Consider the following 24919-nt stretch of genomic DNA (forward strand, 5'->3'; position numbering starts at 1 on the left):
GACCAGAGTATGAAAGCCAGAAATGCAGTCATTGCTGCCGGAGCAGGAATCGCAGCAGGATTTATAATGAAACAGCAAATCGACCGCTATCAGAAAATCACACCCGAGAAAGCGTTGAAACAAGCAAAAGAATCATTCAAAAAGCAGGGCCCAATCAGCGGTTCCTGGATTTACATGAAACCTGAGGAAGTCGAGAAAAACGGATTATTGTACAACGCCTATCGCGGTGGAGTTACACGGAATATCGACGGTGAGAACAAGCAATATGAATTTTATATTGATGTTGATACAGGTGCCGTGATTGACTCCGTGGAGACCGCATAATCTTTGCTCATACCATAAAATGCACCGTCTTTATACGGTGCATTTTTTTAAAAATAATATTCAGTAAATTATGATAACATAACTTCTTATCCCATGATGCCGCATAGAAAGGGAGGTAGGGAAACATTCATGCGAAAATTCTGGCTGTCAATTGTTGGCGGTGTTATAAGCGGCTTAATAATTTCGCTGATTGCTTTTCAGAATGAACCGTTAATCATAAGTTATCAGAAGAAATATCCGGAAGACACTTATACCGTTTCCGGACTTAATTTCGAGCTCATTGTTGATTCTGGACGAATGATGGTCATTAGCTTTGTTATCATTTTCGTTGGCTGGATCCTCATTGAAAAACTGATCAATAAAACAGGGAAACGTGACGTTTAATATGAAGCGGGCATTTCACTTTTGCTCGTTGCCCCCTCAATTAGTTCAATGACAGCCACCAGTCACAAGGTAATCATCTGACTAATTTAATATATTCAACTGCATTTACCGATTATCCCCGTAATCATACCGCTCCCGTTCCACTTGACCGATCCGTTCGCCCGCTTCATCAAATTGAATCGCCCGGAAGTACGCGTCATGATAAAATGTATACCATGCTTGTTTCCGATAACCGAAGTCCATCCACTTTTCTTTCTGATGGACGGATGTCACCGGATAATCATCATAGGCCAGCGCCCACAGCTTATTTTGATGGGCATGCGTCGGCATGATGTCCGCCATATGAATCCATGTATGATGATCATCCTCAAATAGAATAATCGAATGGCCGTCACTGTGTCCGCCGGTGTGGATCATCTTCAGGCCGTCAGTAATGGTCAGTTCATTCTCAAACGGCTCTACCTGCTCCACGACCGGTTTCCAGTTCATTTCCCAATATGTATTGGCCGAGCGAATATTCGGGTTGCGCATTTCATCCCATTCAACACGGGAAACGTAAATCACGGCATTTTTAAAAACTGATTCATAACCATCATCCACAGGTTTCGTCAAGCCGCACGCGTGATCAAAATGTAAATGCGTCATCAGCACGACGTCAATATCATCTGTGGAAAGTCCCAATTCTGCAAGTGACTGATCAACAGATGACTCTTCCAGCACACCGAAGTTCCGGATTTGTTTATCGGTTAATTTCCCATTTCCCATGCCGGATTCAATTAAATAATTTTTTCCGTCAATCTGGAGTAAAATCGGATCTGTCCTGAGTTCAATCTGATTCTTCTCATTGTATGGATATTTCTTTCCCCATAATGCTTTCGGGACAACCCCAAACATCGCTCCGCCGTCGAGAAAATTCACTCCACCGTTAAGCCATGTCAGTTTTGCCCGTCCAATCTGTAACGTTTCCAATTGTCATCCTCCTTTACCTATATATTCAGTTTAGCGAATCCAAGCCACGCTGTAAACGATTGCATTCCGGTATTAAAAAAACTGTTTTCTCAAAGATTATTTTTTGCCCCAAAACCCATAAACTGCGACATAATTTTTGGAATGTCTTCCTCCCATTCTAAAACTACGAAAAGAACCTTAAAAAAAGACTGGTATCCCAGTCATTTTTTAAAATATACGAGAACCCTGCTTTCCGCCACAAATGCCTAATCAAATTGAGCACGGCAGCGGTAAATGGGTTGTCCCTTTGCTGAGAATTTCTCTTCGTATTCAGTCATGATGTTTTCGGAATCTTCAATACTGTGAAGATCGATTGTTACGTCCTCCAGTTTCAGCCCAAACTGGGAAAAGCTGACGAGTGAATACTCAAATAGACCCTGATTATCTGTTTTTAGCACGATTTCCCCTTCAGGCTGCAATATATGCTGATACTGTTCGAGAAACGTATGAAAGGTCAGCCGTCTTTTGGCATGGCGTTTTTTGGGCCATGGATCGGAAAAATTCAAATAAATGACGGAGATTTCATTCTCGGCAAACAGTTCTTGTAAGTCAGCTGCATCAACATGTAACAACACCACATTATCCCGGCCTGCATCTTTCATTTTACTGCCGGCCATAACAATGATACTTTTGGCCAATTCAATGCCGATAAAATTCACATTCGGATGCTGCTCCGCCATACCTGCCATAAATTGACCTTTTCCGGTTCCAATTTCCAAATGAATCGGATTGTCATTTCCAAACAATTCCTGCCACTTTCCCTTTTTTTGCTCCGGGTTCGGGATAATCAAGTGTGTATTCTCTTTCAGAAAGTCATCTGCCCACGGTTTATGACGCTGTCGCATGATACTTCTCCTTTATCCATAAGCATATAATTTGTCATATTGGTTAACACTTTAAATTGAGGTGATTTAAATGACGCTGACGACACACAACCAATTACAATTATTGCATGATATTTTAACTGAACAGACGGAAGATTGCTGTGGCGAAATTAGCGAATACCAGCAAATCAAACGATTAGTACAGGCGCTGATAGCGAACGATCGTATTTCAGACGAGCAGCTGCTCCAATTGCTGCCTGAAATTTATAATTACGGACGACAGGGGGAAATTGCCCAAAACGATGAAGAACACATTCTTTCCAATAAGTCAAATATCAATACGTGGGTAAATGCTATCCAACAGACTAGCGTAGAATAGCATCTCCTACATATTGATTCAGATCACGTAAATTGGTTAATCGGTCCTGCATTTTATCCATTCGGCTGCGTTCATGATGCCAAACCAAATAAGAAAGAGCATCCATGATTAAATACCAGTACATGCGTTCAAATAACTGCTCATCCCTGGCAATTCCATACTGGTTCAGCCATACACTCCAGTCTTCCTGTGGTACATACCATTTTAATATGAAACCAAAGTCCATGGCTGGATCAGCTATCGTGGCATTATCCCAATCAACCAGGTAGAGCTGTCCTTTTGTGGTTAATATAATATTATTATGATTCAAATCGCAATGACACACGACCTGCTGCCGATTACGGGTATACGGCAGCAAGCGCTGCAGGTATTCAATCGCTTTCCTGACTTCTTTATAGTGATCTGTCAAACCACTTGAGCTCAATTGTTCGACAATGTCATTAAAATGCTCATCTGGTGTAACCGGCTTTTTACCCAGTCGCATAAGCATATGCAGAAGTTCGGATGATCCGTGTATTTTACGGAGCAGATCAGCTACCCGGTGATGCTGCATCTCCTCAGTTTTCAATTCCCGTCCTTCAAGCCACTCCTGAGCGGTTATAACATCACCATTTTCCATCCGTTTCGTAAAGACAAGCTTTGGCACAATACCCTCTGCTGATAGGACTGCCAAAAATGGCGATGAATTTCTTTTCAAAAACAGACGTCTTTCATTTTTTTCAGCAATGTAAGCATCACCTGTCAGTCCGCCGGCAGGGGTGATCGTCCATTCTTTTCCTACTGCTTGTTGAAGCCAACTCACTATAAATACCTCAAATCATGAATAGATTGACATTAATAGACCTGAATTAAAAAAACTCAGGCTTAGCCTCGTCTTTCCAGAGGTCAGATGCCGGAAATCAGACTTGAAGAAATCGGCGAAATAGCCTCCGTATTAAAACGTTATCCGAAATTTATACTTTCTTTTCGACATAAAAACAGACATGAGATTAGATTATCGGAAATCCGTTATGTTTTCAACCGAAACTTATATTCCCATTATCTTAATATGCTGTTTCTCTTTCGTAATCATGCATACCGGGCAGTCATCTGTCTGACCATCCGTCTGATACGTTACCGGTTTATGCGGGTATATTTCCAGGTGTTCAGCCTGAAACAATTCAACTTCCTTAAATTGCGTATGCTTCCCGCTAAAAACCGTTATAAATAAACCCAGTACCTTCCATTTGGATATTGAATGAATAATCAGTACAGGAAACCTTTCCGGCTGGATGACAGCATCAGGTATAATTTTCATGCCGCCGCCAAAGTAAGGGTGATTCGTAATGGTAACCATCCAGCAATCCTTGAGTTTGCGTTGTTGACCGTCAGCTATGATTTCCAGATCCATCGGCTTAAAACGAAATAAAACCTGCAGCAGTGCCATAATATAGCTTATTTTTCCCAGTCTAAGCTTGTTCAGTTTCTGTTTATAACGGGATTGATTAACGGTTTTGGCGATTTCAGCATCGAAACCAATTCCGATATTATTGACGAAATACCTTCCCTGATGGTGATCGGTGCGAAAATAACCGAGCCAGTACGGTTTACCTTCAATTCTATTAATAATCCGGTTAAACATGTCAACAGGAGAACCGCTAATTCCGCATCCTCTGGCAAAGTCATTTCCGGAGCCTGCAGGTATAGAAGCCACCGGTAACTTTGCAACGTTCAAACCGTTAATCACCTCATGCAATGTTCCGTCACCTGCAATGACAATCACGCACGTTACCGGTTCCTGAAAGTCAGTCAGCTGTTTCGCAATTATTTCAGCATGACCGCCGTACTGTGTAAAAAAACAATGGGTGTCGACTTGTGAGAAAGGTTTACTATTCGCAATTCTGTTGTATATCTTTTTTGCCCGCCCGCTTCCTGAAACAGGGTTTACGATAAAAATATACATTTAGTTTTCTCCGTTTGTGAATGTATGGCTATTGTCGGCTTCCCACTCCGGCCTTTTAACAGCGGTTGTCCTGCAGTTCTTCAGTAATAATTCTGCCGATTTCAGCTGCTGGTTTTTTAATGGGGAAACGAGTTGTCGTTTTTCAGTAAACCAATTCTCATAGTCATGTTTTCCTATGACTTTCGTGTTGTAGGGTTCTCTGTGCGATGTGATATGATTCGCCCGCGATAATACAACCTTCTTGACAGGCAGCACAGCACCTTCCTGGCTGAGGGCGCTTTTTACAATTTGCTCGGTCCGTTTTAAAGCGAGTAATGGACTCAGTATTTTGGATTCTGTTGTACCTTTCTTCATCAGCCAGGTTCGATCACCTTCAGCTGTAATGAGTGTATCGGGCGATTCTTCAATCATATAAATAATTTCAATTCCAATTGGACTTATTAAAATGATTTCACCATCAACCGGTGCCTTTTTCACATTAAAAATGGGGTAATACATGACGAGATATGTATCCGGAAAACGTTTCAGAAAGTATTTCAGAAGATCATTCTCATTATAATCTTTTTCCATGAATGACACATCTGTGACCGTTGATGAAGCCCATTTCAACTGCAGCGGAAACAACTTATCCAGAAAATAGTGTTTTAAATCTTTTTCTGTCTCTGGAAGGGTGCTTGTTTCATCATTGGTTGCTGATTCCATTTTTTGGCTGCTTGTTTTAAAAAATGACTTCCATTTGGAAAATGCAGATTCCGGCGTATCTTTTCCTGAATCCTCCGTCATATCGTCATCCAGCCACATATCATAGATCTTTTTCCAATTATCCTGTTTCATGCGGATAAATTGACTTGCATACCGATAGACATTCCATTCATATCGCGAAACATAGTCTTCAAGCTTTATCAGCTGCGCCATTCAATTGCCTCCCCCCCAGTAAATCATAACGAGCCACAGCAAAATATTTAGCCTGAATTATTCATAACTTCATGATATATTCTTCGGTGATCCCGTTATAACAGCACTTTTGAGCATTAACGCTGATCACCCAAAAAGTGAAAGTAAAATAAATGAAAAGGAGCCCAACTTTTGGTAATGTAATAAGTGACTAAACAAAAACATACCAAGGGGGCTCTTCTATGACTATGACTACTATGTGGTGATCATGTTATCAGATTACATAAAGCAATTGAAGAAATGGTTCATATAAAAGATGGCGTATCTTCATCGCAAGTCATGTCAATTCATGATGATTCATGAGATTCGAATGCTGCCGGGTTACGATGCGGCGATCATGGCGATAAACTTAAAAATATGATCCGGTATTTACAACGTTCTGGATAAGCCTGAGCTCGCTTCTCAGCCTACAATGTCCCGATTAAACCAACATTTGGACAAGGAACCCATGAAACAGCTTCAAACGGTAAATCAAACCATTACCGAACGTTTTCAAGAACTGGAACCGCTGAAATCCTGGTGCTGGATATTGATTCATCCAATTCACCAACCTACGGGGATCAGTATGGCAGTTCGTATAACCCACATTACGGTGAAAATGGCTACCATCCCATTTTTATGTTTGAAGGGGATACAGGTGATTGCCTCAAAGCTTCCTTGCGTGCCGGAAACGTGTATACATCAAGACAAATCGTTGCTTTCGTAGGTCCTGAACTGAAACGATTAAGAAAGAAGTATCCGCACATCAAGATCATCATCCGTGGTGATAGTGGATTTGCCACACCGGGGTTGTACGACTTTGTGAAGAACTGGGCCGCGGAATTATGTTCCGTTTGAAGGCTAACCAACGCCTGCAGCGGATTGCCGGTGAGTTTGAAAGTGAGATACTCGATGATCCTGAAATCGACATTTATGATGGCCGCCATCATGAATTCTACCGGGCATTTACATACAAAGCTGCCAGTTGGGATGAACCCCGTAATGTGATGTTGAAACTGGAAAAGCCGGTTGATCAATTGTTGTTTATTCCCACTTTTATCGTCACAACACTGGATGATTCGCCGGAGGATACCGTACAATTTTACGCTGAGCGCGGCAAAATGGAAAACTACATCAAAGAAGGGAAGCTCGGCTTCGCTTTTGGCCAAATGAGCAGCACAGCGTTTGAAATCAACGCAAACAAATTACAGATTGCTGTCCTGGCTTACAATTTAAATAATGGAACTACGCCCGCCTTTGTATGCCGACAAAAGATGAAAAAAGCCATCAAATCCAAACCATTCGCACAAGTTTAATCAAAATTGCCGGGAAAGTGATTCGATCCGGACGCTATATCACATTCAAATTGTCCAGTAGTTCGCTATATAAGAATGCCTTTTACAGCACGCTGAATCGAATACAGCAGCTTCCAATGTTGTGTTAGCCAATTTTGCGCAGACTCAAGGAAAATTTAAAAAATGAGTTTCCTCCATCGGGATACGTATGTCCTTTTTTAACTCCAATTATGGAAAAACCTGTAATATATGGGTTTTTATCAAATGAAAAAAGAGATTTACAAAGATAATTGATAAAAATGCTTCTGAATTTTTAATTTTGACCTTCAATATATGCAGAATGTGTTTCTATGAATAATTCAGGTTTAGGATCTCTTCCAGATAGATTCGGTAAAGAACGACCTGATTAACTTGTTAAACGTTTGTGGTTCTCTTATAATGTTTTTTTATTTCAGACAGATCTTTCATGGCACCGCCCCATTTTTTTGCCAGCGTTATATGCGGCGTATAGGCCCGATTTTCCTGCTGAAATCCTGTTTGCACTGCAATGTCTTCAACACGACTCTGTAGACGGAGCAAGTCAGGTTTTTGCTCCACACCCGCCCATAAAACACGCGGCCTTTTGGGGTTGCCAAACGTGCCTAACGTACCAGTCAATAATGAGAATGCACTGAATCGTTCAATTTGCTGCATGGACTTCATTAACGTATTAAGATGATGCTCGTCAACTGCCCCAAGAAACTTCAAGGTGATATGAAAATCATCCGGATGCACCCATTGCTTATAAGGCAATTCCGCTTCCAACTCACGCTGCCAACCGGCGAACTGTTCCTTAAGAAATCCCGGCAGCGGAACAGCTATAAAATAATGTGGCGAATTCATCTGTATCCCTCATTTTTATACGATTTATATCGTATACTTTATTAAAATACTTTAAAGTTTTCACAACAAATAATAATTTTTACTTTTCTCTGACACAATTTAGCTGTAAAATTAAATTATCGGCACAGGTAGTTGCACCAAAGAAAATGATATTCCCTAGGGAGTGGTTTTTTGAATCATGCGACATCTCGTATGCTGACAAGAGTGAAGGCTGTCTACCTTTACATAAGAGAAAAAGGAACAGTCTCAACCCAGGAAATCGCTGATGAATTTGGAACAACTGACCGCACCATCCAACGTGATTTGAGTATTCTGACACATAATGGTTTGGTAAAAAGCCCTATACGGGGGAAATGGAAAACCACAAACAAACCTGTCAACATTTCCTGATAATCAGGATGAAGCAGCTGACGCTTGTAAGTCAGCTTTTTTTTTGGACATCATTTTTCAGGCTATCAATTTCATCGTTGGTCAGTTCGCGAAATTCCCCGCTATCCAAAGCGCTATCCAACTTCAAATTTCCCATCTGGACCCTTTTCAAATAAACAACTTTTTTACCGATTGCTTCAAACATCCGTTTCACTTGATGAAACTTCCCTTCAGTAAGGATAACATGCACTTGAGAGATACGGCCTGCACGCAAAATATCCAATGTCGCCGGCTTGGCCGTATAACCGTCATTTAATTGAATACCACGCTCAAATTGTTCAACATCCTCCTCTGTCACGTGTCCCTCAATATCTGCGTAATATGTTTTTTCTATGCCTTTCTTTGGAGAGGTAAGCGAATGCCCCAATTCACCATCGTTCGTAATCAGCAAAAGCCCTTCTGTATCTTTATCAAGTCTGCCGACCGGAAACGGATTAAAGCGTTTATAAGCATCCGGCAACAAATCGATGACCGTCTTATCACGAGCATCAACCGTTGCCGAAACATAGCCAGGCGGTTTATTCATCATGATATAAACAAACGCCTGATAATGCACCATTTCGTTATTGACTTTTACACTATCATTTTCCGGGTTAACGTGGGAACTGCTGTCTTTAACTATTTTCTCATTAACGGATACTTTCTTTTTCTTAATTAGTGCTTTGACGTCTTTTCTGCTGCCATAACCCTTGTTAGCAAGCAATTTATCAAGTCGCATGAACATCCTCCATTCATCTGCGGAATAATCGCTCAAGAACCCTTACCCGGTCACCTAATACACGCTCAAGCAATGTTGATTGATAACTGAACCATAAGTAGACGATGCCACCGGTTGCAACACCGGCAGCAAGCATGATCGCGGCCGCTCCTCGTGATGTCCCATAGTCCAAAAAGGTTCCGAATAAAGCTTTGATGATGACAATGGCTATCACCATAAACACTGAAAAAATACATATCAGTAAAAAACGTTTAAATGTTTGTCTGAACGAAAATTGGATAGCCTTTTGAATCCGCCATAAGTTTAATGCAACGGCTGTCCCGGCTGCAAGTCCAGTACCAAAAATAGCCCCTTTGGCACCAAATGTATGGATCAGCTGGATATTGAATAACACTTTTATTAAGACACCGGCAGATAAACTGATGACGGCAAATTGCTGTTCATTAATTCCCTGCAGGATGGCTGCTGTCACTGTAAACAAGGCAAACAACAAAGCAACCGGTGCGTACCACCCAAGCAATGAACCTGTATAGTCAATGTTATCCATTCCAAACATCGCACCATATGCTACGCCGGATAGCGTCGACAACCCAACAACTGCCGGCACAACAAGAACAAGTACAATTTGCAGCGCCTGATTAATCTGCTGATTTAACATCGGCCGGTTGTCTTGTGTAAATGTTTTGGTCAAGGCGGGTATAATCGCCAGTGACATTCCGGTAGCAATCGTGACCGGAATGATGACCAATTTATGACCAGAATAATTGATCACCGAGTAAGCTGTATCAAATAATTCTTTTTGCCCGATGGCTGTCATTGCCCGTTCAATTGTAAACTGATCCACCAGCTGATATAGGGGGATAGCTACGCCTATCAAAATAAAAGGCCCTGCATACCGGAATAATTCGGTAAATAAACGCTTTGTCGGTACATCGTATGTATAATGCTGTTGCTCTGCATTTTGGCGAATATTTGCCTTCCGCTTTCGCCAATAAACAAGCAAAACGACACAAGACGCCAGAGCACCGATAAAGGCAGCAAATGTGGCAAACCCTACCGCTGTGGGGATTGTGCCGCCAACGACCTCCATGACAATAAATGCGGAAACAAGAATAAACCCAATGCGAACAATTTGTTCAACGACCTGAGATACGGCAGTTGGCCCCATTGACTGATACCCTTGGAAAAAGCCGCGTGTAATACTCATTGGTGGTATAATCAATAAAGCAAAACTTACCATCCGAATGACCATGGCAACATCAGCAACGGCAATATTTCCTGTCTCCTCATCTGTTATTATATAGCCGGCAAGCCATTCAGCACTGAAAAACAGAAATAAAAAAGCAAGAAATCCTGTAACAGCCATTAACATAATGCCGGCTCTGTACATTCGCATCCCGGTTTCATAATCACCTAACGCATTATATTTGGACACAAACTTCGAAACCGCTAATGGTACACCAACCGTGGAAATACTGATTAAAATATTATAAGGTGTATACGCAAATGAAAACAGCGTACCACCTGTTTCGCCTACGAGTTCAATAAACGGGATAACATAAATCATCCCCAGAAATTTTGATAAAAACGTGGCACCGGTGAGCATCATGGTGCTCCTGACAATATTCGACATCATTTCACCTGCATCTGCTATAAATTACATTCAGTATCATTTTACCACAGAATACGCGTGGTTTCGTTAAATTTACGTCACAGAAATTCGGAAAAATGGATTGTTTTTAGGGTATAGAAAAACGTGGTATGCTACTTAATGAAAGGAATGAAGCACATTGACTTACGATGTCGTTGTAATCGGCGGAGGGCCATCCGGATTAATGGCTTCAATTGCCGCAGCTGAAAAAGGTGCAGCAACCTTATTGCTGGAAAAGGGAAGAAAATTAGGCACGAAACTGGCTATTTCCGGAGGCGGCCGCTGTAATGTCACAAACAGGCTCCCGGAAGATGAAGTCATTAAACATATACCTGGAAATGGGAAATTTTTGTACAGTCCTTTTTCTGTTTTCAATAATTACGATATCATCAATTTTTTTGAAGGAATGGGCGTTGGTCTAAAAGAAGAAGATCATGGACGGATGTTTCCAGTCTCCAATTCAGCCAAAACGGTTGTGAATGCACTCATCAGCAAATTGGATAAACTGGGTGCAGAAGTTCGAATGAATACGCCGGTAAAAGCTGTGCATTATGATGAAAATGAGCATACGATTATGTTGGAAAGCGGCGAAAAAATAGTTACAAAATCGCTTGTCGTCGCAGTCGGAGGGAAAGCAGTCCCTCACACAGGGTCAACGGGAGACGGCTATGCATGGGCCACAAAAGCCGGCCATACCGTCACAGAATTATACCCGACAGAAGTCGCACTCACGTCCAGTGAAACATTCATTCAAAATAAAAGCCTACAGGGGTTATCGTTAAGGGAAGTTTCTCTGTCCGTTTTAAACACAAAAAATAAACCAATCATAACACATCAAATGGATATGATTTTCACCCATTTTGGCATATCCGGCCCGGCCGTTTTACGCTGCTCACAATTTGTTGTTAAAGAGCTCATGAAAGGCCGGCAGGAAGTACCAATGCTTCTTGACGTGATTCCCGACAGGCAAGAAGAACAGTTGACACAAACAATTTTTAAATCAATGAAAGAAAACCCTAAAAAGTCCATCAAAAATATTCTAAAAGGGTTGGTTCCGGAGCGACTTCTTGACTATATGTTAGTGACCCATAATGTAGATGCTGAACAAAAAGCAGCAACGGTTTCAAAAGAAGTTGTCCGCAATGTTATTCATGAACTCAAAACTTTCCGCTTCACCATAAATGGATCATTGCCACTTAAAAAAGCATTCGTAACAGGCGGCGGTGTTTCGATAAAAGAAGTGATGCCAAAAACAATGCGATCAAAATACATGCATGGTTTATATTTTTGCGGCGAAATTCTGGATATCCATGGCTACACAGGCGGCTATAATATCACTTCTGCTTTAGTAACCGGACGTCTTGCAGGTATGAACGCTGCTGAAGAATCACTCTGACAGCTCATGTTTGGATTGACCATGTTTGTCCGGCCCATGTTTTGGATGTTCCGGCCCATGTTGATGTTCCGGCCCCATGTTTTGGATGTTCCCGGCCCATGTTTGGATGTTCCGGCCCATGTTTGGATGTTCCGGCCCATGTTTGGATGTTCCGGCCCATGTTTGGAAGGGGAACTGTCTCAAGAGTTCGACAGTTCCCCTTCCTCTGCAGAAAGCAGTCAATTATTTCTTACGCAGCTTTCCCATTTTTTCTGATCAGTGTCACGAAAATTCCACTTTTCCTGCTACGAACGCTTCGATATGTTCAAAAAAACTGGCATTTGATACCTGACATGTTTAATGGTATTCAAGCTAAACCTAATAATGTCCGGGGACTTGTATAGAAAGGATTGAATAATCATGCAAAAAAATAACAATATGTGGCTGCCACTAATTGCTTCCGTTGGCGTCGGAGCAGCGACATACTATAGCATGACACGAAATAACCAGAATTTTGGGCAGGCAGTACAGCAAATGGTTCCGTTTGTTTCGCAAATGAATAATGGCACAAACAGCCAAAACCAAAATTTTTAATGAACTTCAGTTAGAGCAACCAGAAAAAGCGCACCCCTATGGGTGCGCTTTTTCTAAAGTTTGACATCACTTTTAAACTTAAAACGAACAGGGAGGTCAGATTTCGGCTAATGGTATGACTTCTAACATCTGACTTTATTACTTATTCCCTGTACTTCGGTTGTAACTAAAAAAACTGCAAAAACAGCTTGTTCCTCACTGTCTTTCGAGCTGCTACCCACTATATACAAGAATTAATATGCTTTTAAATTCAGACTTTGATCAACCAGCCACTTAACACACTTCGAATTGTTTCCAGCGGTGACCCTTTCTTCCTGCCTGTAAATGAAAAAAATCAGGAGTACCGTTACTCCCGATTTCACTTTGCCTAGCGGCGTCCTACTCTTGCAGGGGTTAAACCCCAACTACCATCGGCGCTGGAGAGCTTAACTGCTGTGTTCGGCATGGGAACAGGTGTGACCTCTCCGCTATCGCTACCAGACCTTTTTCATTTGGTGTGTTAATTCCTATGTTAAGGACAACAATCATTATAGCATTTTTGACGAAAAATGCAAGGGGTTTTTCAGGAATTTGCACCCTGAAAACTAAATAAGAGTTCCATTCAACCACATATGGTTTAGTTAAGTCCTCGATCGATTAGTATCCGTCAGCTCCACGTGTCGCCACGCTTCCACCTCGGACCTATCCACCTCATCGTCTCTGAGGGATCTTACTCACTTAATGTGATGGGAAGTTTCATCTTGAGGGGGGCTTCATGCTTAGATGCTTTCAGCACTTATCCTTGCCACACGTAGCTACCCAGCTGTGCTCCTGGCGGAACAACTGGTACACCAGCGGTGTGTCCATCCCGGTCCTCTCGTACTAAGGACAGCTCCTCTCAGACTTCCAGCGCCCACGACGGATAGGGACCGAACTGTCTCACGACGTTCTGAACCCAGCTCGCGTACCGCTTTAATGGGCGAACAGCCCAACCCTTGGGACCGACTACAGCCCCAGGATGCGATGAGCCGACATCGAGGTGCCAAACCTCCCCGTCGATGTGAACTCTTGGGGGAGATAAGCCTGTTATCCCCGGGGTAGCTTTTATCCGTTGAGCGATGGCCCTTCCATGCGGGACCACCGGATCACTAAGCCCGACTTTCGTCCCTGCTCGACTTGTAGGTCTCGCAGTCAAGCTCCCTTCTGCCTTTGCACTCTGCGAATGATTTCCAACCATTCTGAGGGAACCTTTGGGCGCCTCCGTTACCTTTTGGGAGGCGACCGCCCCAGTCAAACTGCCTGCCTGACACTGTCTCCGGACCGGATTACGGTCCTGGGTTAGAATGTTCGTACAGCCAGGGTGGTATCCCACGGGTGCCTCCACGTAAGCTGGCGCTCACGTTTCGACGGCTCCCACCTATCCTGTACAAGCTGTTACCAACATTCAAATATCAAGGTGCAGTAAAGCTCCACGGGGTCTTTCCGTCCAGTCGCGGGTAATGCGCATCTTCACGCATAGTATAACTTCACCGGGTCTCTCGTTGAGACAGTGCCCAAGTCGTTGCACCTTTCGTGCGGGTCGGAACTTACCCGACAAGGAATTTCGCTACCTTAGGACCGTTATAGTTACGGCCGCCGTTTACTGGGGCTTCGGTTTGGCGCTTCGCGTGACAAGCACGCTAACGCGTCCCCTTAACCTTCCAGCACCGGGCAGGTGTCAGCCCCTATACTTCGCCTTTCGGCTTCGCAGAGACCTGTGTTTTTGGTAAACAGTCGCTTGGGCCTATTCACTGCGGCTCACTCGGTGTGAGCACCCCTTCTCCCGAAGTTACGGGGTCATTTTGCCGAGTTCCTTAACGAGAGTTCTCCCGATCACCTTAGGATTCTCTCCTCGCCTACCTGTGTCGGTTTGCGGTACGGGCACCTGTGAACTCACTAGAGGCTTTCTTTGGCAGTGTGGAATCAGGAACTTCGGTACTCAATTTCCCTCCCCGTCACAGCTTGGGATTGTCAGACGGATTTACCTATCCAACTCCCTCACTGCTTGGGCGCACAATTCCGACAGTGCGCTTTCCCTATCCTGCTGCGTCCCCCCATCGTTCAAACGCTCACGAGGTGGTACAGGAATATCTGCCTGTTGGCCATCGCCTACGCCTTTCGGCCTCGGCTTAGGTCCCGACTAACCCTGAGCGGACGAGCCTTCCTCAGGAAACCTTAGGCTTTCGGTGAAAGAGATTCTCACTCTTTTTTCGCTACTCATACCGGCATTCTCACTTCCAAACGCTCCACCAGTCCTCACGGTCTGACTTCACAGCATTTGGAACGCTCTCCTACCAAACAGAGGTCAGATGCCAGAAATCAGAAGTCGGATTATTTCCACTTTTGTATAGAGAATAAATTTGCTTACCTAACTCTTCATACCGTTGATAAAGATAGGTGTATTTCTGTTCATCCAAATATGTCAAATCCAAACAAAACCACATAACCTTGACTTCATTATTGGAGCCAAGTGATATTTTAAGAAAACGCTTGAAGTCATTAATAGAATCTTTCTTTCCATATCCTTCAGCAATATTTGCTGGAATAGAAAGGGCTGCTCTTCTCAGTTGAGCACCAAGTTCATATTTTTTCAAAGTCAGAAATTCAAGGTGAGTTTATGAATTTTCAATGCAAGTCATAAGCCTGTTTGATAAATCCGTAAATCCTTATAGTGTTTTATCACTATCTTCCCTCACTTTCTGACTTCCGACCTCTGGTATCTGACCTCTGCTCCGCAGCTTCGGTGATACGTTTAGCCCCGGTACATTTTCGGCGCAGAGTCACTCGACCAGTTGAGCTATTACGCACTCTTTAAATGATGGCTGCTTCTAAGCCAACATACTGGTTGTCTGGGCAACTCCACATCCTTTTCCACTTAACGTATACTTAAGGACCTTAGCTGGCGGTCCGGGCTGTTTCCCTTTCGACTATGAACCTTATTCACCATAGTCTGACTCCAGGGTTTGCGTTACTGGCATTCGGAGTTTGACTGAATTCGTAACCGTGAGGGCCCCTAGTCCAATCAGTGCTCTACCTCCAGAACGCTTCTCCCTGAGGGCTAAGCCCTAAAGCTATTTCGGAGAGAACCAGCTATCTCCGTGTTCGATTTGGCATTTCACCCCTACCCACACCTCATCCCCGCATTTTTCAGCATACGTGGGTTCGGGCCTCCAGTCAGTGTTACCTGACCTTCACCCTGGACATGGGTAGATCACACGGTTTCGGGTCTGCGACCGTATACTGTTTACGCCCTATTCAGACTCGCTTTCGCTTCGGCTCCGTGTTTGCCACTTAACCTTGCATACAATCGCAACTCGCCGGTCCATTCTACAAAAGGTACGCCGTCACCCATTAACGGGCTTCGACTACTTGCAGGCACACGGTTTCAGGTTCTGTTTCACTCCCCTTCCGGGGTGCTTTTCACCTTTCCCTCACGGTACTGGTTCACTATCGGTCACCAGGGAGTATTTAGCCTTGGGAGATGGTCCTCCCGGATTCCGACGGAATTTCTCGTGTTCCGCCGTACTCAGGATCCACGCCGGAGGAAATGGCTTTTCGACTACAGGGCTCTTACCTTCTTCGGCTGATCATTCCAGATCGATTCGTCTAAGCCATTTCTTGATAACTCCCATGGCGTGTCCTTCTACCCCGGAAAGCATCGCTTTCCGGTTTGGGCTGTTTCCGTTTCGCTCGCCGCTACTCGGGAAATCGCGTTTGCTTTCTCTTCCTCCGGGTACTGAGATGTTTCAGTTCCCCGGGTGTGCCTCTTGTGCCCTATGAATTCAGACACAAGTACTGCCCCATTACGGACAGCGGGTTGCCCCATTCGGAAATCCCCGGGTCGCAGTCTACTTACGACTCACCGGGGCATATCGGTGTTAGTCCCGTCCTTCGTCGGCTCCTGGTGCCAAGGCATTCACCGTGCGCCATCGTTCACTTAACTAATACGTGCGTTCGTTTGACGAACGTTTTTAAATCAATGTCGTTGAATGTCTTGCTCTATTTAGTTTCAAGGGTCCAAACTTCGCTTCCACACGAGGGATTTTGCTCCCTCAAAACTGAACCAAACAACCATGCATGACTTCCTTAAAAATCCTTAGAAAGGAGGTGATCCAGCCGCACCTTCCGATACGGCTACCTTGTTACGACTTCACCCCAATCATTTGGCCCCACCTCGGCGGCTGGCTCCGAAAGGTTACCTCACCCGACTTCGGTGTTGCCAACTCTCGTGTGTGACGGGCGGTGTGTACAAGGCCGGGAAACGTATTCACCGCGGCATGCTGATCCGCGATTACTAGCGATTCCGGCTTCATACAGGCGAGTTGCAGCCTGCAATCCGAACTGGGAATGGTTTTATGGGATTTGCTTCACCTCACGGCTTCGCTGCCCTTTGTTCCATCCATTGTAGCACGTGTGTAGCCCAGGTCATAAGGGGCATGATGATTTGACGTCATCCCCGCCTTCCTCCGGTTTGTCACCGGCAGTCACCTTAGAGTGCCCAACTTAATGCTGGCAACTAAGATCAAGGGTTGCGCTCGTTACGGGACTTAACCCAACATCTCACGACACGAGCTGACGACAACCATGCACCACCTGTCACTCTGTCCCCGAAGGGAACACGGTATCTCTACCGCCATCAGAGGATGTCAAGACCTGGTAAGGTTCTTCGCGTTGCTTCGAATTAAACCACATGCTCCACCGCTTGTGCGGGCCCCCGTCAATTCTTTTGAGTTTCAGCCTTGCGGCCGTAATCCCCAGGCGGAGTGCTTATTGCGTTAACTTCAGCACTAAGGGGTGGAAACCCCCTAACACCTAGCACTCAACGTTTACGGCGTGGACTACCAGGGTATCTAATCCTGTTCGCTACCCACGCTTTCGCACCTCAGCGTCAGTGACAGACCAGAGAGTCGCCTTCGCCACTGGTGTTCCTCCACATCTCTACGCATTTCACCGCTACACGTGGAATTCCACTCTCCTCTTCTGTACTCAAGTCCTCCAGTTTCCAATGACCACCCGCAGTTAAGCTGCGGGATTTCACATCAGACTTAAAAGACCGCCTGCGTGCCCTTTACGCCAATAATTCCGGGACAACGCTTGCCCCTACGTATTACCGCGGCTGCTGGCACGTAGTTAGCCGGGGCTTTCTGGTCAGGTACCGTCAATGTCCTGCCCTGTTCGAACAGAACGTGTTCTTCCCTGACAACAGAGTTTTACAATCCGAAAACCTTCTTCACTCACGCGGCGTTGCACCGTCAGACTTTCGTCCATTGCGGATGATTCCCTACTGCTGCCTCCCGTAGGAGTCTGGGCCGTGTCTCAGTCCCAGTGTGGCCGATCACCCTCTCAGGTCGGCTACGCATCGTCGCCTTGGTGAGCTCTTACCTCACCAACTAACTAATGCGCCGCGGGCCCATCTGTAAGTGACAGCTTAATGCCGCCTTTCAACTGCCGGTCATGCGACCGAAAGTGTCATCCGGTATTAGCTCGCGTTTCCGCGAGTTATCCCGGTCTTACAGGCAGGTTGCCCACGTGTTACTCACCCGTCCGCCGCTCGTTCCACAGGTGAAACGCCCCGAAGGGCGTTCACCTGCTTCCCGGGCACGACTTGCATGTATTAGGCACGCCGCCAGCGTTCGTCCTGAGCCAAGATCAAACTCTCCAATAAAAGTTTGCCATAAGGTCGACACCGATCAACCTTATAAGTGTCTTAGCTTCAAAAATTGATTTCAGGGTTAAAGTGTCATCAAATCAGACGAAACGTCAAATTCTCAACTTCTTACCTCTGACATCTGTTTATCATACAGGTTGTTTTGTTCAGTTTTCAAAGAGCAAATACTGTCTTTCCCCGACAGCATAAATATTATATCACCATTGATTTAAGTTGTCAATAACTTTTCAACAACATCATCAATGCCCGATATTTTTAGGCCGTTTTTCAACAGCAAGAACAATAATACTATCGTAACTAATAAAAGTCAACAATCAATTGAAACAAAAATTAAATCCCAGGATTGTAATTTTTTCCTGTAAACAGATTAACTAATCACTTCCCCACCCCATTCCAGCATGCCGCCTTCCATATTGGATACGCTGAAACCTTGCTCATCCAAAAACGATGCTGCCGTTTCGGGTGTAATGTGATTAATATGATAATTTTAGCTCCGGACCTAAAGGCTGAGTGGAAACAAAGAAGCTTCCCCATTGTTTATAGCCTCACTAAAAATTTTCAGATTAGTTTAATCTTAACGTCTGAAATGTATAGTATGCAACGATTCGGCACAAAATATAGCAACTGATATTTGAGGTGAAGACCATATGAGATTGTTTAGTGTTATCGGATTGTTGATCGGTCTGTTCATACCTATTGTTACTGAAGCTGAGGAAAACACCCCTTCCCCACAGCAACTTGAAAAATTCACTGAAGATGTAACTGGTAATTCCACCAATGAAACGATTGAATTGAATGGCGTGTTATTTGCACCGGATTCCAATTATTATGAAGAAATATGGACCACTATTTCAGACAATGATGGACAGGAATGGGAAATAACTTATGAAGGCGGATATGAACCTGACATTCAATTTTATGATCTGACTCACGACGGTGTGAATGATATGTTATACCAAAGTTCAGCAAATAAGAGTGGCGATTTATATCACTACCATTTACACACCTTAAAAAATGATCATTTTGAAGAAATTCCACTTCCGGAACAGGAAAACATCCAGGCAGATTTCAAAGATGATTTTAAGGTTGATATTCAAATCGATCACGAAAAAGAGCCTAATACTGTTGATGTACAAAACCGTTCTTCGGAATATGTACAGCTGGGGATCTATGATGAAGATGGAAATCTGGTTGAAAACACAACACCCATTATTGAACCGATCGCTTTCTATGAACCTGTTGAGATAAGTGAACGTAATGGGTTTGCGATAAGGAGTTATCAGCAGATTAATGGTGCTTATCAAGCGGATCGATTGGGGACAGTGGAAACACTGTGGTACTACGAAAATGAGGAATGGATTATCCTGAAAACTGAATGGGTGCCAGCTTAAGAAAAACTCAGGCCTAGGAGCCTTGGACAGAAGTATGCCGTAATTTATGTAAAATAATGTATATTCGATAATTGATTAAAATTGCTTTAAATATGCTTTGGATGAAATCGCCTAATACCCTTTTCAATGCAGGGGTTATAAGGTTTTAACCATAGAAAAAAGCACTCTTTTAATGGTACAATGTTTTTTGAGAGAAAAACAAACCAACGAAGAGTGCTTTGATTTCATTGTACCTTATTTTGTTTAAAAACGCCACAGTTTAGCCACTCTTCGTTGGAATCTCAAAAACGAGGAGAGATTAAATGGCACAACGAAACCCTGATGCCCCTAATCAGATTGTTCTTTTCCAGGAATTATTACAGGACAAGATTGAACATAAGCCACATGCTGCCCGGTTCTTTTCGTACTTGGCAGAGGAGTTGGATCTGACCTACTATGAACGCTTACGAATGGGGGCGCCACCTTACACCCGCCGTATCGTAACGGCTGTTATTTTTTACGCCATGTACCATGGACATTATGCAGCTCAGAAGATCTGTCGGTTTGCCGAGGACAGTATTGGCGCACAGTGGATATTATCCGGCATGCGTATGCCAAGTTATAAAACAGTAGAACGAACGATAGATGCTCTTTTGGCTGAAGTGGACCGCCTTTTCATTCAAGTCATTGGAATCTGTGAAGGGTTGTCCCTGATTGGCCGACAACGCATGCATATTGATGGTACAAAAGTCAAAGCCAATGCCTCGAAGCACAAAGCGATGAGTTATGAGCACCTGACAAAGAAAATCGATCGCCAAACAAACGATATGGAAGCATTATATGACGTTATTAAACCATACATAGATGAAGTGGAGCAGATGCCGGACCATAAGCTGAAGGCTTGTATACATGAACAGGCGGAGCAAGTGCAGCGTCTTTTGCGGAAACAGCATCAATCAGAATTACAACAAAAGGAACAGCAGGTATTCAACCTCGATTCAGAGGTAGAGGAAACCGAAACGAAGCATGGTTACGATGAAGAAGTGTTAAATCCAGTTGCCCTGTTTTAATGATGTGCCAGCGGAATCATTTGAACTGGACAGTGATGTCTTGAACGACGTTCGGCAATTTACACAGATCGAATTCACACGATGGAACAGGCAAAAACAACACTGGAGCAAAAGTGGCAAGAGGAAAATGGGAATAAAAAGATCCCACCAGGAAAACAAATCAATTTTACAGATCCAGATTCAAGTATCATGCTTACGAAACACCATGGTGTGCAGCAATGTTACAACCATCTCGCCTGGGTTGATGTCAAAGCGCATATTATCCTTGGTGCACATACAAGCAACAATGCTTCCGATCAACTTGGGTTACAACCAACGTTGGAACATGCGGAAAAAATGTGCGGCTCGTTAAAAGACATACAAGCCGGCGCCGATGCCGGTTTTTTCTCAGCCAATAATATTGCTTTCATGAGAAGGAAAGGGACGGACTTTTATGCCTCGTACGCCGTAGCGAAATCCCCGTATGCCAAGGATAAGTTTGCGTATGATGCACAGAGTGATACCTACACATGCCCAGAGGGCCAGATGCTTTCACGGCAGAAAACAAAGAAATCAGGAAAGATTGGAGAATACAGCAATAAAGAAGCCTGCCAGTCCTGCCCGCTTAGCCCGCACTGTACGAAAGCAAAAGACGGTATTCGGAAAATAGAAAGGGATATGGAAAATGACCCTATCAGGGAAGAAGCGAAAGCGAAGGCTGACAGTGAGAAAGGTAAAGAAATTCTGAAACAGAGAAAAAGCGTCCGGAACCTGTATGGGCAACATTTCAAGTGCAGGGATGAGTGGGAAACAGATGCATGGACGTGGGATGGACAATGCTTCACGTGAATTCAAATTGCACTGCGTCATGCACAATATCCGGAAAATCGTGAAAGTCTACTTTAACAGTCCGTCGTATCATGAAACCGTCCACCAGAAGGAACAATTATACAAGGATACCGGCTAATAAAGCAGACTTAATGAGAGGAGGTGAATAACGTTTCGCTCAAGAAATTAAAAAATAACATAGTGAAGCTTATTTGGTGTGCCTTTTTTAAATGTCCTCTAATTCTTACATTAAACAAGCCAAAATGAAAACCCGGGCGTTTTTTTAAAGAAAACTTTTGTCCAAGACTCCTAGCCTCCTCTTTCCAGAAGCCAGAAGTAAGAGGGCGGATTGGGTGAAATCGGTGAGGCAGCCGATTTCTGTGTTTGCAACATCACCCTGATTTTTTACTTTCCTTATACGAAAAATACTGACGCGTCTTTTCAGTACCAGAAGTCAGAGGCCGGATTGTAAGAAATCAGCGATTCCAAATTGAAAATGACATCCGAAATTTGATACTTTCTAAAACTTTTAGTGCCTTTTGGGGTAGAGGTTCGATTTCAGAGGTCTGGCCAACTACTTTCAACCACTAATCTTTTACCATTAATCCTCAGCATAGATAAACATATCATCTTTTCAAGTAAAAAAAGGACCCCTGCCTCTATCTCACAGGGATCCTTTAACCGCCATACTTATGTCTTTTAATTGGCTACGATGTTCACTAACTTTCCTGGAATCACAATCACTTTACGAATCGTTTTCCCTTCAATATGAGCTTGGATTTGTTCATTTTCCAATGCTTGTTTCTCAAGTTCTTCTTTTGAAATATCTGCCGCCACGTTCATTTTGGCACGGACTTTACCCATAACCTGAAGGACGACTTCGACTTCATCTTCAACCATTTTGGACTCGTCGTATTCCGGCCACTTTTCATAGGCAATGGTGTCTTCATGCCCCAGAAGCTGCCATAACTCCTCCGATAGATGCGGTGCAACCGGGGAAAGCATTTTGACAAACCCTTCAATATACATCTTAGGAATGGTTTCTGCTTTATAGCTCTCATTAATGAACACCATCAGTTGTGAAATACCTGTATTAAAATGCAGGTTTTCAAAATCCTCGGTTACCTTTTTCACTGTTTCATGATAAACCTTTTCAAGGGACGTGTCTTCACCGGCTGTCACAATCTTTTCGGATAACTGTCTGTTCTCATTAACGATTAATCGCCATACGCGGTCCAGGAAGCGACGCGCACCATCCAGACCATTCGTTGACCAGGCAACAGCTGCATCAAGCGGCCCCATGAACATTTCATAGAGACGCAGTGTATCTGCACCGTGTGTTGACATGATATCGTCAGGATTCACAACGTTTCCTTTTGATTTACTCATTTTTTCATTGCCTTCCCCGAGAATCATGCCTTGGTTGAATAACTTCATAAACGGTTCTTTCGTTGGCACGACACCGATGTCATACAAAAACTTGTGCCAGAAACGCGCATACAGCAAATGAAGGACCGCATGCTCAGCTCCACCAATGTAAATATCGACCGGCAGCCATTCTTTGAGTGCTTTTGGATCAGCCAGCTGTTCCGGGTTATTCGAATCAACAAACCGTAAGAAATACCAGCAGCTGCCCGCCCATTGCGGCATCGTATTCGTTTCACGGCGACCTTTCATGCCCGTTTCCGGATCAACGATATTGACCCAGTTACTGTTGGCAAGCGGTGACTCGCCTGTTCCGGACGGTTTTTGATTTCATCCATTTCCGGCAGTTCAAGGGGTAAATCCGCTTCAGGAACAGCACTCATGGAGCCGTCCTCCCAATGGATAATCGGGATTGGTTCGCCCCAGTAACGCTGTCTGGAAAATAACCAGTCACGCAAGCGATATGTTACTTTTCCTTCCCCTTTGCCATTCTCCCCAAGCCATTCAATCATTTTGGCTATGGCTTCATCTGTCTTCAACCCATTCAGAAAACCGGAATTAACATGCTCACCGTCATCAACATAAGCTTCCCGGGCTATATCACCACCGGCAACAACTTCTACAATCGGCAGTTCAAATTTGCTGGCAAATTCATAGTCACGCTCATCATGTCCGGGCACCGCCATAATCGCTCCGCTGCCGTAACCCATCAGGACATAATCGGCAATCCAGATTGGCATTTTCGCATTGTTAACCGGGTTAATGGCGTATGCTCCAGTAAATGCTCCGGTTTTTTCTTTAGCCAAATCCGTGCGTTCCAGATCTGATTTTGTTTCAATCTCTTTCCAATAGGCATTAACTGTATCCTGCTGCTCTGGTGTAACGATTTTATCGACCAGCGGATGTTCCGGTGCAAACACAGCGTACGTCGCACCAAACAATGTATCAGGGCGTGTTGTGAATGCTGTAAATTGTTCATCGTGCCCATCAATGTCAAACGTGATTTCGGCCCCTTCAGAGCGGCCAATCCAATTACGCTGCATTTCTTTAATGCTTTCCGGCCAGTCCAATTCCTCCAGGTCTTCCAAAAGACGATCAGCATAGTCGGTAATTTTCAGCATCCATTGTTTCATCGGCTTTCGGACGACCGGATGACCGCCCCGCTCACTTTTACCGTCGATCACTTCTTCGTTTGCCAAAACGGTACCAAGCGCCGGACACCAGTTAACCGGGACTTCATCCATATAGGCGAGCCCTTTTTCATAAAGCTTCGTGAAAATCCATTGCGTCCACTTGTAATAACTTGGATCTGTCGTATTGATTTCACGATCCCAGTCATAGGAAAACCCAAGTTCTTGAATTTGCCGTTTAAAGGTTGCGATATTTTGTTCCGTAAATTCAGCCGGACTGTTACCAGTATCGATTGCATATTGCTCTGCCGGCAAACCAAATGCATCCCAGCCCATCGGATGAAGCACTTCATACCCTTGCATTCGCTTCATACGTGAAAAAATATCGGTTGCCGTATAGCCTTCCGGGTGACCGACATGCAAACCTGCCCCGGATGGGTACGGGAACATATCAAGCGCATACACTTTTTCCTTTTCTGAAAATGTATCCGTTTTAAACGTATTATTCTCGGCCCAATAATTTTGCCATTTTTTCTCGATTTCCTGATGATTGAAACTCATTGCATTTCCTCCCTATTCATTTGTGAATGTCAAAACGTCAGCACCCTATCCCGCATTCCGCTGCAACGCCTCTATATAAGGAGCTTATTTAACTTAGAAAATTTTGACGAATAAAAAAGCCACTCATCCCCA

The 24919-nt window shown here is 44.0% G+C and carries 19 protein-coding genes, 3 rRNA genes and 2 pseudogenes; 11 read left to right on the top strand and 13 right to left on the bottom strand.

The features are described 5' to 3' along the window. Positions 1 to 9 precede the first annotated feature (9 nt). Entirely contained in the window at positions 10 to 324 is a 315-nt protein-coding gene (locus tag Len3610_RS09070; RefSeq protein WP_176447669.1) for a PepSY domain-containing protein, read from the top strand. A gap of 129 nt (positions 325 to 453) precedes the next feature. Continuing rightward, on the top strand, positions 454 to 708 hold the full coding sequence (locus Len3610_RS09075; RefSeq protein WP_176447670.1) for a hypothetical protein: 255 nt from the start codon (positions 454 to 456) through the stop codon (positions 706 to 708). A 105-nt stretch (positions 709 to 813) separates the two neighbouring features. On the opposite strand, the gene Len3610_RS09080 is transcribed toward Len3610_RS09075, so the two are convergent. Beyond that, a complete protein-coding gene (locus Len3610_RS09080) occupies positions 814 to 1677 on the bottom strand; it encodes a YtnP family quorum-quenching lactonase (RefSeq protein ID WP_176447671.1) in 864 nt (287 codons plus the stop codon). 245 nt (positions 1678 to 1922) lie between these two features. Then, positions 1923 to 2561 carry a tRNA (guanosine(46)-N7)-methyltransferase TrmB gene (gene trmB, locus Len3610_RS09085; RefSeq protein ID WP_176447672.1) on the bottom strand — a complete coding sequence of 213 codons (639 nt, stop codon included), beginning with the start codon at positions 2559 to 2561 and terminating at the stop codon, positions 1923 to 1925. A 70-nt stretch (positions 2562 to 2631) separates the two neighbouring features. Between trmB and Len3610_RS09090 the strand changes: the two genes are divergently transcribed. After that, a complete protein-coding gene (locus tag Len3610_RS09090) occupies positions 2632 to 2919 on the top strand; it encodes a YtzH-like family protein (RefSeq protein ID WP_176447673.1) in 288 nt (95 codons plus the stop codon). On the opposite strand, the gene Len3610_RS09095 is transcribed toward Len3610_RS09090, so the two are convergent. From Len3610_RS09095 to Len3610_RS09105, 3 genes are all read right to left on the bottom strand, one after another. After that, complete coding sequence (locus tag Len3610_RS09095) at positions 2906 to 3721, bottom strand: phosphotransferase family protein (protein WP_369693662.1); 816 nt, start codon at positions 3719 to 3721, stop codon at positions 2906 to 2908. The two genes, Len3610_RS09090 and Len3610_RS09095, sit on opposite strands and share 14 nt — an antisense overlap. A gap of 225 nt (positions 3722 to 3946) precedes the next feature. After that, on the bottom strand, positions 3947 to 4861 hold the full coding sequence (locus tag Len3610_RS09100) for a diacylglycerol/lipid kinase family protein (RefSeq protein WP_176447674.1): 915 nt from the start codon (positions 4859 to 4861) through the stop codon (positions 3947 to 3949). Then, positions 4862 to 5776 carry an NERD domain-containing protein gene (locus Len3610_RS09105; protein ID WP_176447675.1) on the bottom strand — a complete coding sequence of 305 codons (915 nt, stop codon included), beginning with the start codon at positions 5774 to 5776 and terminating at the stop codon, positions 4862 to 4864. A 558-nt stretch (positions 5777 to 6334) separates the two neighbouring features. Between Len3610_RS09105 and Len3610_RS21785 the strand changes: the two are divergent. Together Len3610_RS21785 and Len3610_RS21790 are read left to right on the top strand one after the other, a co-directional pair. Continuing rightward, a pseudogene (locus Len3610_RS21785) lies at positions 6335 to 7110 on the top strand (IS1380 family transposase). Further along, positions 7056 to 7238, top strand: a complete 183-nt coding sequence (locus Len3610_RS21790; RefSeq protein ID WP_176447677.1) for a transposase — start codon at positions 7056 to 7058, stop codon at positions 7236 to 7238. Before Len3610_RS21785 ends, Len3610_RS21790 begins: the two are co-directional and overlap by 55 nt. Before the next feature lie 265 nt (positions 7239 to 7503). On the opposite strand, the gene thpR is transcribed toward Len3610_RS21790, so the two are convergent. Continuing rightward, positions 7504 to 7971 (bottom strand): RNA 2',3'-cyclic phosphodiesterase, encoded by a 468-nt coding sequence (thpR, locus tag Len3610_RS09125; RefSeq protein WP_176447678.1) that lies wholly within the window; start codon positions 7969 to 7971, stop codon positions 7504 to 7506. A 171-nt stretch (positions 7972 to 8142) separates the two neighbouring features. On the opposite strand from thpR, the gene Len3610_RS09130 reads away from it, so the two are divergent. Continuing rightward, positions 8143 to 8361 carry a DeoR family transcriptional regulator gene (locus Len3610_RS09130; protein WP_176447679.1) on the top strand — a complete coding sequence of 73 codons (219 nt, stop codon included), beginning with the start codon at positions 8143 to 8145 and terminating at the stop codon, positions 8359 to 8361. A 31-nt stretch (positions 8362 to 8392) separates the two neighbouring features. On the opposite strand, the gene Len3610_RS09135 is transcribed toward Len3610_RS09130, so the two are convergent. Together Len3610_RS09135 and Len3610_RS09140 are read right to left on the bottom strand one after the other, a co-directional pair. Further along, positions 8393 to 9118 (bottom strand): pseudouridine synthase, encoded by a 726-nt coding sequence (locus tag Len3610_RS09135; protein WP_176447680.1) that lies wholly within the window; start codon positions 9116 to 9118, stop codon positions 8393 to 8395. Positions 9119 to 9131: 13 nt separating this feature from the next. Next, positions 9132 to 10751: a putative polysaccharide biosynthesis protein gene (locus Len3610_RS09140; RefSeq protein WP_176449607.1), complete on the bottom strand. Its 1620-nt coding sequence runs from the start codon at positions 10749 to 10751 to the stop codon at positions 9132 to 9134. A 157-nt stretch (positions 10752 to 10908) separates the two neighbouring features. On the opposite strand from Len3610_RS09140, the gene Len3610_RS09145 reads away from it, so the two are divergent. Further along, the gene (locus Len3610_RS09145) at positions 10909 to 12165 is read left to right on the top strand and encodes a BaiN/RdsA family NAD(P)/FAD-dependent oxidoreductase (protein ID WP_176447681.1); all 1257 of its coding nucleotides are present in this window, start codon (positions 10909 to 10911) and stop codon (positions 12163 to 12165) included. Here the strand turns inward: Len3610_RS09145 and Len3610_RS09150 are convergent. Then, on the bottom strand, positions 12157 to 12348 hold the full coding sequence (locus tag Len3610_RS09150; RefSeq protein WP_176447682.1) for a hypothetical protein: 192 nt from the start codon (positions 12346 to 12348) through the stop codon (positions 12157 to 12159). The genes Len3610_RS09145 and Len3610_RS09150 overlap by 9 nt on opposite strands. 216 nt (positions 12349 to 12564) lie before the next feature. Here Len3610_RS09150 and Len3610_RS09155 point away from each other — a divergent pair, with 216 nt between their 5' ends. Beyond that, positions 12565 to 12738, top strand: a complete 174-nt coding sequence (locus Len3610_RS09155) for a hypothetical protein (protein WP_176447683.1) — start codon at positions 12565 to 12567, stop codon at positions 12736 to 12738. 365 nt (positions 12739 to 13103) lie between these two features. Here the strand turns inward: Len3610_RS09155 and rrf are convergent. From rrf to Len3610_RS09170, 3 genes are all read right to left on the bottom strand, one after another. After that, positions 13104 to 13219, bottom strand: a 5S ribosomal RNA gene (gene rrf / locus Len3610_RS09160). 135 nt (positions 13220 to 13354) lie between these two features. After that, positions 13355 to 16699 (bottom strand): 23S ribosomal RNA (locus Len3610_RS09165). Between the two features lie 157 nt (positions 16700 to 16856). Next, a 16S ribosomal RNA gene (locus Len3610_RS09170) occupies positions 16857 to 18421 on the bottom strand. The 16S, 23S and 5S rRNA genes sit together here, the layout of an rRNA operon. Positions 18422 to 19071: 650 nt before the next feature. Between Len3610_RS09170 and Len3610_RS09175 the strand changes: the two genes are divergently transcribed. From Len3610_RS09175 to Len3610_RS09185, 3 genes are all read left to right on the top strand, one after another. Then, complete coding sequence (locus tag Len3610_RS09175; protein ID WP_176447684.1) at positions 19072 to 19815, top strand: hypothetical protein; 744 nt, start codon at positions 19072 to 19074, stop codon at positions 19813 to 19815. A 302-nt stretch (positions 19816 to 20117) separates the two neighbouring features. Further along, positions 20118 to 20864 (top strand): transposase, encoded by a 747-nt coding sequence (locus Len3610_RS09180; protein ID WP_176447685.1) that lies wholly within the window; start codon positions 20118 to 20120, stop codon positions 20862 to 20864. A gap of 81 nt (positions 20865 to 20945) precedes the next feature. After that, positions 20946 to 21692, top strand: coding sequence for a transposase (locus Len3610_RS09185; RefSeq protein ID WP_176447686.1), 747 nt, complete (start codon positions 20946 to 20948; stop codon positions 21690 to 21692). Positions 21693 to 22370: 678 nt separating this feature from the next. Here Len3610_RS09185 and leuS read toward each other — a convergent pair. Further along, positions 22371 to 24787 (bottom strand): annotated as a pseudogene (gene leuS, locus Len3610_RS09190) (leucine--tRNA ligase). Positions 24788 to 24919 lie beyond the last annotated feature (132 nt).

The organism is Lentibacillus sp. CBA3610 (genome assembly GCF_013373365.1).
Classification (GTDB): Bacteria; Bacillota; Bacilli; order Bacillales; family Amphibacillaceae; genus Lentibacillus.

What these genes read in the sequence shown, in the direction of transcription:
- Len3610_RS09105 (WP_176447675.1), bottom strand. Translation starts at nt 5,776, where the DNA reads ATGGCGCAGCTGATAAAGCTTGAAGACTATGTTTCGCGATATGAATGG.
- Len3610_RS09135 (WP_176447680.1), bottom strand. Translation starts at nt 9,118, where the DNA reads ATGCGACTTGATAAATTGCTTGCTAACAAGGGTTATGGCAGCAGAAAA.
- Len3610_RS09075 (WP_176447670.1), top strand. Translation starts at nt 454, where the DNA reads ATGCGAAAATTCTGGCTGTCAATTGTTGGCGGTGTTATAAGCGGCTTA.
- Len3610_RS09100 (WP_176447674.1), bottom strand. Translation starts at nt 4,861, where the DNA reads ATGTATATTTTTATCGTAAACCCTGTTTCAGGAAGCGGGCGGGCAAAA.
- Len3610_RS09175 (WP_176447684.1), top strand. Translation starts at nt 19,072, where the DNA reads ATGAGATTGTTTAGTGTTATCGGATTGTTGATCGGTCTGTTCATACCT.
- Len3610_RS09185 (WP_176447686.1), top strand. Translation starts at nt 20,946, where the DNA reads ATGGAACAGGCAAAAACAACACTGGAGCAAAAGTGGCAAGAGGAAAAT.
- Len3610_RS21790 (WP_176447677.1), top strand. Translation starts at nt 7,056, where the DNA reads ATGCCGACAAAAGATGAAAAAAGCCATCAAATCCAAACCATTCGCACA.
- Len3610_RS09140 (WP_176449607.1), bottom strand. Translation starts at nt 10,751, where the DNA reads ATGTCGAATATTGTCAGGAGCACCATGATGCTCACCGGTGCCACGTTT.
- trmB (WP_176447672.1), bottom strand. Translation starts at nt 2,561, where the DNA reads ATGCGACAGCGTCATAAACCGTGGGCAGATGACTTTCTGAAAGAGAAT.
- Len3610_RS09180 (WP_176447685.1), top strand. Translation starts at nt 20,118, where the DNA reads ATGGCACAACGAAACCCTGATGCCCCTAATCAGATTGTTCTTTTCCAG.
- Len3610_RS09090 (WP_176447673.1), top strand. Translation starts at nt 2,632, where the DNA reads ATGACGCTGACGACACACAACCAATTACAATTATTGCATGATATTTTA.
- thpR (WP_176447678.1), bottom strand. Translation starts at nt 7,971, where the DNA reads ATGAATTCGCCACATTATTTTATAGCTGTTCCGCTGCCGGGATTTCTT.
- Len3610_RS09070 (WP_176447669.1), top strand. Translation starts at nt 10, where the DNA reads ATGAAAGCCAGAAATGCAGTCATTGCTGCCGGAGCAGGAATCGCAGCA.
- Len3610_RS09155 (WP_176447683.1), top strand. Translation starts at nt 12,565, where the DNA reads ATGCAAAAAAATAACAATATGTGGCTGCCACTAATTGCTTCCGTTGGC.